The organism is Pedococcus sp. (genome assembly GCF_036554925.1).
Classification (GTDB): Bacteria; Actinomycetota; Actinomycetes; order Actinomycetales; family Dermatophilaceae; genus Pedococcus_A.
Window position 1 is genome coordinate 1 of sequence record NZ_DATBMI010000228.1, and the last position, 9123, is coordinate 9123.

Annotated in this window: 7 protein-coding genes; 2 read left to right on the forward strand and 5 right to left on the reverse strand. The window is 72.4% G+C overall.

Annotated elements, in window-relative coordinates; all coding sequences use genetic code 11:
- Positions 1–141: respiratory nitrate reductase subunit gamma (locus VIB11_RS16845; protein WP_332032638.1), on the forward strand; the 141-nt coding region annotated here is incomplete at its 5' end.
- A gap of 46 nt (positions 142–187) precedes the next feature.
- Here VIB11_RS16845 and VIB11_RS16850 read toward each other — a convergent pair.
- From VIB11_RS16850 to VIB11_RS16870, 5 genes are all read right to left on the reverse strand, one after another.
- On the reverse strand, positions 188–3247 hold the full coding sequence (locus VIB11_RS16850; protein WP_332057226.1) for an FtsX-like permease family protein: 3060 nt from the start codon (positions 3245–3247) through the stop codon (positions 188–190).
- A 56-nt stretch (positions 3248–3303) separates the two neighbouring features.
- Positions 3304–4023, reverse strand: coding sequence for an ABC transporter ATP-binding protein (locus tag VIB11_RS16855; protein ID WP_332057227.1), 720 nt, complete (start codon positions 4021–4023; stop codon positions 3304–3306).
- Positions 4020–4664: an ABC transporter ATP-binding protein gene (locus VIB11_RS16860; protein WP_332057228.1), complete on the reverse strand. Its 645-nt coding sequence runs from the start codon at positions 4662–4664 to the stop codon at positions 4020–4022. The genes VIB11_RS16855 and VIB11_RS16860 overlap by 4 nt, the downstream gene beginning before the upstream one ends.
- 42 nt (positions 4665–4706) lie before the next feature.
- Positions 4707–5273 carry a hypothetical protein gene (locus tag VIB11_RS16865; RefSeq protein WP_332057229.1) on the reverse strand — a complete coding sequence of 189 codons (567 nt, stop codon included), beginning with the start codon at positions 5271–5273 and terminating at the stop codon, positions 4707–4709.
- 474 nt (positions 5274–5747) lie between these two features.
- Positions 5748–8693, reverse strand: a complete 2946-nt coding sequence (locus VIB11_RS16870; RefSeq protein ID WP_332057230.1) for a helix-turn-helix transcriptional regulator — start codon at positions 8691–8693, stop codon at positions 5748–5750.
- A 153-nt stretch (positions 8694–8846) separates the two neighbouring features.
- Here VIB11_RS16870 and VIB11_RS16875 point away from each other — a divergent pair, with 153 nt between their 5' ends.
- The gene (locus VIB11_RS16875) at positions 8847–9083 is read left to right on the forward strand and encodes a hypothetical protein (RefSeq protein ID WP_332057231.1); all 237 of its coding nucleotides are present in this window, start codon (positions 8847–8849) and stop codon (positions 9081–9083) included.
- The last annotated feature ends 40 nt before the right edge of the window (positions 9084–9123 follow it).

The window sequence follows — 9123 nt, forward strand, 5'->3', positions numbered from 1 at the left end:
TGGCCGTTCACCCGGCTCGTCCACGTCTTCAGCGCACCGCTCGGCTACGTCACCCGCCCCTACATCGTCTACCGGAGCCGTGACGAGGACCGGGAGGGCACCCGGGCGCCGAAGCGGGGGTGGGAGAAGGTCAGCCGCTGACCCTGCGGCACGCGCGGTGTCGGGGCTGGCTCCCGCGACGGTCGGGTCACCAGCTCTCGCGGAGCACCTCGGTGGGCCGCATGCGCCGCAGGGCAGCGTTGGCGGCAAGGGCAGACACGATCGCCGCCAGGGCCGGCACGAGAGCCAGGACGATGACCGACCCTGTCGGCAGGCTCACGACCGGGCTCACGATGAAGAGCGGCCGCAGGACCTGGATGAACTGGTAACCCACACCGATCCCCACCACCGCCCCCGTGACCACGCCGCACAGCACCACCAGTCCTGCCTCCGCGATGACGAGGGCGAACTGTGTGCGTGCGCGCATTCCCAGCGCTCTGAGGGTGAGGTACTCCTTGCGGCGGTGCAGCATCAGCCCGAAGACGAAGATGGCGACGACGGTGACGCTCATGAGCGCGCTGAACAGCAGGTCCAGCTCAACCAGGCTGCGGGTGTCGAGGGCGGTCAGGCTCGACTGGTCCTTGTCGAGCACGGTCTCGGTGGTGTCCACGTGCATCGGGTCGTTCCCACCTGGGCCTGAGCGCAGCGCCGCCTCGATCCCCGCCAGTCCTGCCGAGCTCTGGTCCGCCGCCCTGAGGAGGAAGAAGTCGGCCTCGGTGAGGCGGGTCGCCGACTCGTAGTAGCCGAGGTTCGCCACCAGGTTCGTGCCGGCGGGAAACCCCGGTAAACGCTCGAAGAGCCCGACGACGTGGAACGACTCGAGGGTCTGCTGGTCCGTCCCCCGGGCAAGCAGCACCTGGACCTCGTCCCCTGTCGCGATGGACAGGCCGCGGGCACTCTCCTCGTCGACGAGCAGCGCGTCGTGGCGGGACCGGAGCGCCGCCATCGCAGCGGAGGCCGACCCGCCGGTGAAGAAGGCGTCGACGAGGGGCGCAGTGTCCGCGAAGGTCGACGGGTCGATCGCCGCCAGGTCCACCCGTTCCTGGTCGAACCTGCCCACGAGGACGGCGTTCCCCGGCTGGAAGACGACCGGCGTCACCCCGGTGACACCGCTGACCTGCAGTCCGGCGGCAGACCCTGTGGGGTGTGGCAGTGAGCTGAGTGGACTGGGGCTGACGCGCACGTCGGACCCGACCGTGAAACGTGAGTCCGCGTGCTTGGTGGCCGAGTAGGTCGCCGAGAACATCGTCAGGGCCGTGGCAAGCGCCAGGACCAGGCCGATCCCGGCACTTCCCGTGGCGAGGGCCCATGGCCGTCTTCTCAGGCTCCGCAGCACGTTGCCGTGCAGAAGGGGGCCGAACGATGCAGCGCTCGGGACGGGCAGCCGAGCCGCCATCGACTGCACCGCGCTCGCGGCGAGGAACGTACCCCCCAGCCACGCGAGGAGCGGTGCCACCAGGAGGCCGGGGCGCAGGGAGACCGACTGCCCCTCGGAGACGGACCCTGCCGGAGCGTCCAGCGCCCCGGAGGAGACGGCAAGGCCTTGGGCGACCGCCGCCACCACCAGCAGCGTCAGCATGGCCCGCCATCGACGCCACACCGGGACAGGGTCCGCCGCCGTGGCGTGGCCCTGACGGGCGATCTCGCCGCGCAGCGAAAGGGCACCGGGGACGACCAGCGCCAGCAGGGTGGCCAGCATCCCGACCCCCACCGCGACGAGGCCTGACGCCATCAGATCTCGTGGGGTGGCCGCGAGGACGGCGTCACTCCCCACGAGGGCCGTGACCGAGAGGAACCCCAGCCCGGTGCCCAGCAGCGCGCCGATCCCCGACAGCACCAGTGCCTGACAGGCCAGGACGCGGCGCAGGTGCCCGCCATCGGCCCCGCGGAGCCGCAGGAGGGCGTGCTCTCGTCGTTGCGTCGCGGCGAGGATGCTGCCGGCGTAGGTCGTCAGGAAGACGGCCAGCAGCAGTCCGGGCACTCCGAGGAACACGAACATCGCCCTGCCCACCTCGGCGTCGTCCCGGGCGACGTCGAGGGCGTTGGAGATGTTGTCGATGAGGTGGCTCTGCTTCGGTGCGATGCTGCCAGCCGATCGGGCGATGGCGGTCGTCTGCGTCAACGCCACTGCGGGCTCGGAGTTGAGCCGCGACCTGTCGACGAGCAGGTCGACCTCCGACTGCGGCAGGCTCTTCACCGCGCTGCCCGGTGCTGCCACAGCCGCCTGGAACGCGGGCAGGACCCGACGGTCGAACGTGACGGGGTCGACGATGACGGAGTGCGGAACGTAGACGAGGTCCTCGAACGTCTTCGCCCTCCTGCTCGAGAAGAGCGCGGTCGCCCGGCCGAGGTCGGCCACACCGCTTACCGGCAGCCGCAGCGGCGCGGCGCCTCCCGGAAGGGACAGGACCACGGTCGACCCGGTCCCTGCACCCAGGGACCGAGCGGCCTCTGCGCTCAGGACGGCCGACCCGGCCCCGAGCGAGCCAGACGTCACCACGACGGACGGGTGGTGCCGCGGGTAGTCCGGCGCCATCCCGAAGACGCGGACGACGTCGCTGACGGTGTGACCACCTGCCCGCAGGGAGGTGGGCGGGAGGTCCACGAGCGTCAGGCCATCGGCTGCGACCACGCCAGGGATGCTGCGGATCTCGTTCTGCAGACGCTCGAGGCCCGGTGGCGGCGGCGCGTTGGCGGGCGTGGGCTCGACCTGTTCGCGGCTGGAGATCCTGCCCTGGACGCGCAGTTCGGCCACTGCGGGAACTGGTCCCTCGGCGCTGGCCAGGTACTGCAGGACGACGGTTCCTGCCGGTGGCACCGTTCCGATGTTCAGACCCGTGCGGGCTGGTCCGTGGGCCAGAGCGCTCTGCCCGTCGACGTCGGGGACAGGCCTGCCGTCCAACGTCAGAGTGCCGGGGACGTAGCTCAACGGAGGCGGCGGCTCGTCGCGCACCACAACGTCGTTCGCGGGCTGGGACGCCTGGTTCTCGACCGTGATGACGAGCCGCACCTGCCCCTCGCGCTCGAGATTGGTGGGGCCGAGCAGCCGCTCGTCCAACCTCAGACCCCGGCCGAGCGGACTGTCGAGAACCACCTGCATGTCCAGCGCGAGCGGGGCGATCGCCCGCCTCGTGAGCGTCGCACCCGAGGCGTCACTGAAGAACAGGAGGCTGGAGAACAACCCGGTGCCGAGGATGACTCCGACCATCGCCGCAAGGGTCCGACGAGGGTTGCGCACCAGGTCGCGCCAGGCGTAGCGCAGCACTAGATGCCCCGCCGGTCCGGGACCAGCCGTCCGACAGCAAGGCTCACCGACGTCTCCAGCTGGCCGGCCACGTCGGGGTCGTGGGTGACCACCACCAGCGTGGCTCCCCTCGATCGCTGGGCAGTGAGCAGAGCCTCGAGGATGATGCGTGCGTTGTCCGCATCGACCGAGCCGGTGGGCTCGTCAGCGAGGATCACTGCGGGACCGGTCACCAGGGCGCGGGCAACGGCCACACGTTGCCGCTGCCCCCCGGACATCTGGTCCGGGAGCCTGCCGGCGCACTCGGGCACGCCGAGGTCGGCCAACAGCTCGAGGGCGCGTTCAGGGCCACCTGCGCCCTCATCCGCACCCGCACCCGCACCCGCACCCGCACCCAGAGCGAACCGCAGAGCCACGTTCTCGAGCGCCGTGAGGTATGGCAGCAGGCTGTCCGACTGGAAGACGAGCCCGAAGTGCCCGCGGCGCAGCGCGGAACGGCGGCCATCCGGCAGAGCGGAGATCTCGACCCCGCCGACGACGACCCTCCCCGCAGTGGGCTGGTCCAGTCCGCCCATGAGGCCGAGCAGGGTCGACTTGCCGCAGCCACTGGGTCCGGTGATGGCGAGACTGCTGCCTGGCGCCACGTCGACGGTGACACCGTCCAGCGCACGGACGACCCCGGATGCCGTCTCGTAGTGCTTGGCCACCGCCTCCATGCTGATCCCGGCCGGGCTCTTCACGCCGGACCCACCTCGCCGTCGACCAGTCGCAGTTGGTGAGGTGCTTCCTCTGCGAACTGGCGGTTGTGGGTCACGTACAGCAGGGTGAGGGCGCGCTGGTGGGACACGTCCAGGATCAGCCCCATCGTCCGCTCGGCGGTCGCTGCGTCGAGCTCGCCGGTCGCTTCGTCCGCAAGCAGGAGTGTTGGGTCGTTCGCCAGCGCCACGGCGACCGCAACGCGCTGGGCCTCTCCGCCCGACAGCTGTCCCGGCCTGTGGTGCAGCCGCTGTGCCAGTCCCAGATCGGACAGCAGCGCGCTGGCACGCCGCCTTGCCCTGCCGGCACCCCCGATGGCGATGGCGAGCTCGACGTTCTCCACCGCGTTGAGGAACGGGATGAGGTTGTCGCTCTGGAGGACCATCCCGATGGGCCCGGCCCGCAGCCGGGCGCGTGCTCTGTCGTCCAGGCCGGTGACGTCGCAACCGTCGTAGAAGACCCGGCCCGACTCGGGCTGCAGCAGCCCCGCGATCACACCCAGCAGGGTGGACTTCCCGCTGCCGGACGCTCCGATGATGCTGGTGGTCTGCGCCGCAGCGAGCTCCAGGCTTGCGTCTCTCAGGACGACGGACTCGGTTCCGCCCTCACGAAAGCTCTTGGACACGCCCGCAACCCGCAGCAGGGGTTCAGGGGCCGGGAGCATGTCTCAGGACGCCCGACGTGCCCTGGGCGAGTCGCCGAAGACGTCCGGTGACTGGGAGCGTGCGTGGGCGTCCAGCCTGAGGACCTCGGCGCTGATCTCCGCCAGGCCCGAGCTGCTGAGCTCGACCACGTTGACCAGCTCTTCCGTCTCCTGCGGGTCGCCCGAGAGAGGAACGGTCAGGATGCCGCCGACTCCCGGTGCGAAGTACTTGTCCTCCGAGCCGTCCTCCTGCAGGACCACGACGTCGGAGAAGCACCGGAAGGGCACGCACCTGCGGGCAGAGGTCTGGGTCACCTCGACGGTCACCGCTCCTTCACCCGGCACGAGCGCTTGCGTGAACGAGGGCGTGCCCACCTTCGGTTTGGCCGGCATGAACGTCCCGGCCTGCGCGCCGCGGACGCCGCTCAGCCACGCATCCGCGGAGTTCACGAACTGCCCACCCTCGTACGCCTCGGTGTATGAACCGACGTACAGCACCGTGCCGTCCTGCTTCACCGCGAAGAAGTCGAGCGACTGCTCGGCCAGCTCGCCACCGTCGAAGTCCTGGTCCAGGGTCACCACCGAGCGCATGCCATCGACCTCCTTGGTGACGTCAGTGACGGTGAAGACCAGGCGGTGGGACAGGCGCCTGCTGCCCTTGTTGACGAACCCCTGCCGAACTGACTGGAGCCCGGGGGTGAGCGGGAAGAACGAGTTGGCCTTCGGCCCGGCGGCTGTCGACGGGGTGGGCCGAGCCGATCCGGAGGACGTGGTCGAGGGCGCCGGCGAGGCCGAGGGGCCCGTGGTGCGCGGCGTCGGTGCACTGCCGGAGGCGGTGGTCCGTGCGGAAGCCGTCGTGGCTGGCGCTTGGCCGCCATCGCACCCAGCGACAAGGCCTGTGCTGAAACAGATCACCCCTGTCGTGGCCACGAGGAACAGACGCGTTCGCCGACGGCTCGACACGGCCTCCAGTATGGGCGGCACGTGGACCGAGAGGAAGCGCCCTTCGGCGTAGTACGACGGGCCGTCGCAGGCAGAGCCATCACGGGGTGGAGAGGGCCGCGACTAACCCGTGTACTCGGCGTGGGTGGCCAGCCGGGCCAGGTCGACCCGGTTGGCCGCACCGGTCTTGCGGAGCAGGTTGGACACGTGTGAGCTGACGGTCTTCTCGCTGAGCACCAGGGCCCGCGCGATCTCGCCGTAGGTGCGGCCGGCGACGATGTGCTCGAGGATCTCCCGCTCGCGTGCCGTCAGTCCGGCCAACGGGGGCGGCACGCCGTCCGACCCAGGTGGCGGGTGCACCTCCTCGAGGGGGATGCGCGCAGACCGTGCGAGTGACAGGACCTCGTCCTCGACCGGCCGGGCCCCCAGTCGACGCGCGAGGTCGCGGGCCCGGCGGAGCATCTCCGCTGCGCCCTCCCGCCGGCCGTGCGCCCGGGTGAGCATGGCCTCCCCGGCCCGCCACGCGGCATACGCCTCCTCCCAGGGGAGGACGCCGTGCAGCAGGTCGCACGTGCGCAGCCAGGCTTCCACCTCGCCGGGATCCCGTCGGGCGCGGGCGACCTCCGCGCTGTAGAGGGCGTCGAGGGCCGCGACCTCGCTGAGGTAGAAGGAGGTCGACCCCCCGGAGTCGGCGATGACGTGCGGGAAGCGGCGCACGAGGTCGTCGACGTCCCTGAGCACCCGGTCGACGGGCCGGCCGGCGTCTCGCCCCTCCTGCGCCTCGTCGGCCAGCGCCTGTGCGGCCAGCGGCATGAGCCACTCGCACATGGTGGGCGGGGCCCCCTCGACCGTGGCACCGCTCAACGCGGCCTCGACCGCGCCGGCCAGGTCGCCGGCCCCCAGCCGCACGGTGGCCCGGACGGCGTCGAACTCGAAGGCCAGGAAGGTGGACGTCTCGGCGAAGAGCTCCTCGGCGCGAGCAAGGTGCGCCTGCGCCTCGGCCTGTCGACCCTGGAGGGCGGCCAGCCGGGCCGCCACCAGACGGGTGATGACGTCGGGACCGGCACCGGGGTCGGACCCGAGGGCGACCCGGAGCCGCTCCGTGCAGGCGGACACGTCGCCTGCGTAGAGCCACGACCCCGCCTCGCACGCCGACAACCAGGCGACGTAGCACTGCGGCAGGCCCAGGGCCTCGGCCTGCTCGCGGCGCCGCTGGGCCAGCCTGGCCCACTGCGGGTTCACCGGGGTGTCGAGGGCGTTGGCCTCCCAGAGTGCCGCGTGGACGAAGGCCCATCCGTCGCGCGCCTCCGCCGCCGCCTCGACCGCCTCCTGCGCCAGCCCGGCGGCCTCGTCCAGGCGCTCCTCGAAGACGGCCAGCATCGCGTTCGCGGCCAGGGCGTAGGCCATCGCCTGCGGGTGGCCAGACCTCCGGGCCGTGGAGAGGGCCGCCTGCAGGTGCCGCCGGGCCTGCGGGTCGTCCTGCCACAGCGCCGTGCGGCCGAGCTCGGCCAGGGCGAGGGCGTGCTGCCATGAGTCGGCCGCGTGACGGCTGAGCTCCACGGCCTGCTGGATCCGCTGCTGGCCGAGGAAGCCCCGCCCGGTCGAGATGCGCAGGTGCTCGCTGCGCACGATCAGCTCCGCCGCCACGAGGGGGTCCTGCTGCACGTCCACGAGCCCCAGGAGGTCCTCCACCGCGCCGAGCTCCTGCTCGAAGTCGCCGAGGCGCTCGGCCGCGGCGCGCAGCCGCACGAGCAGGTCGCGCCGCGACTCGCCCGCGTTGGGGACGTGCTCGTGCAGCTCGACCGCGCGGCGGATGAGGCGCAGCTGCTCGCTGGTGACGCCCACCTCTCCTGCGGCACCGGCCGCGTCGGCGGCGTCGGCCGCCCGCAGGGCCCAGCGGTACGCCTCCTCCACGGCACCCGATCGCTCGTGGTGGTCGGCGACGACGGTCACGGCGGCGCGGCGCTCGGCGGGGTCGGCCCCCACGCCGGGCCCGTCGAGGTCGGCCTCGCACGCGCGGGCGAAGGCGGCATGCAGCCGCCGGCGCTCCGCCAGGGGCAGGCTCCCCGCCAGCGCCTCCGCCTGGAGGGGGTGGTGGAACCAGTAGCCACCCTGCAGGTCGACGTCGAGCACGCCCGCCTCGACCGCGGCCCGGAGCAGCCTCACCGACTCGTCGCCGCCGAGGCCGGCGAGCGACGCAGCGCGCTCCAGGGCGCGCCCGGCCGCGACCTCGCCGCCGACCGCGATCACCCGCACCAGCTCGCGGGTCTCGGCCGGGAGCCGGTGCCAGGCTCGCAGGACCGCTGAACGCAGGTCGTCCGGGAGGTCGTCGCCGAGGTGCCGGTCGCCCGGTGCGACCCCCACCGTGAGCAGGCGGGTGAGGTAGGGGTTGCCGCGGCTGCGGGAGAACACGTCGCTCACCAGCGACTCGTGCGGTGGCGCCCCCAGCAGGGCGGCGAGCTGGTCACGGGTGCCGGAGTAGTCCAGCGGGTCGAGGGCGAGCTCACGGAAGGCCGGCAGCCGCCTGACGTCGGCCAGCCAGGACTGGAGCGGGTGCCCCTCGGTCACCTCGCCGCGCCGGAGGGTCGCGAGGATCGACAGCCGTCGGTCCGCCACGCCGGCGATGGCGTACATGAGGACGTCGAGGGTGCTCTCGTCGGCCCAGTGCAGGTCGTCCACCACGAGCACGACGGGGTGCCGCGCCGACTCGGCCTCCAGCCAGTCGTCGACGGCGACCGGGAGGGGCGCCCCCACGACGGCTGGGCGGTCGAGGTCCGGGGGCGGCACGTCCGTCGGGAGGTGCCGCAACGCGGTGCGCAGCGGCAGCAACGGCACGGTCATCGAGGTCAGGGGCAGGCAGGTGCCCCGCACGACGAGCGCGTCACCCCCGGCCAGCGGTTCACAGGCCCGCTCGACCAGCCGCGTCTTGCCGACACCCGCGTCTCCGGTGACGACGAGGGCACCGAACTCCCCCGCCCGTGCACGGCGCAAGAGCGAGCCGATGACCTCGAGCTCCAGCTCCCGGCCCACGAAGGTCCTGCCGGACTCCGGCCGCACCGCCGTGACCACTCGAGCAGTCTTCCACCGGGAACCGTCCCGCGCCTTCCCCCTTTTTGAGGGGTTCGGGGCCGGTTTCTGAGGGGGTGGTCCCGATGTGCCCGAGGGACCGGCGGCGCGACGGTGAAGACGTCAGACCGTCACCCACCTCGCAAGGACACCGACATGACCACTCACCAGCCCAGGCGCCGACTGCTCACCTCAGCCGCCGCGTCGCTCATCCTCCTCACGACCGTCGGACTCGGGGCCCAGCCCGCGCTGGCCCGCCCGGACCCCGGCGAGCCCATCTCGACACCCGCAGAGGGCCGCTGCGCGCTCGCCCGGGTCGGGGAACAGTTCGTCAGGTGCGACCTCCTGACGGGGAACGGGGTCGCTGCACCCGCTTGGGTGCCCGAGCGGTGACTCGGTCTGGCGTCCCACCGGTGGTCCCGGCCCACACCGG

Excerpts from the sequence above, each read along its gene's own strand:
- VIB11_RS16850 (WP_332057226.1), bottom strand. The coding sequence starts at position 3,247 with ATGGTCGGAGTCATCCTCGGCACCGGGTTGTTCTCCAGCCTCCTGTTC.
- VIB11_RS16865 (WP_332057229.1), bottom strand. The coding sequence starts at position 5,273 with ATGCGCTCGGTGGTGACCCTGGACCAGGACTTCGACGGTGGCGAGCTG.
- VIB11_RS16875 (WP_332057231.1), top strand. The coding sequence starts at position 8,847 with ATGACCACTCACCAGCCCAGGCGCCGACTGCTCACCTCAGCCGCCGCG.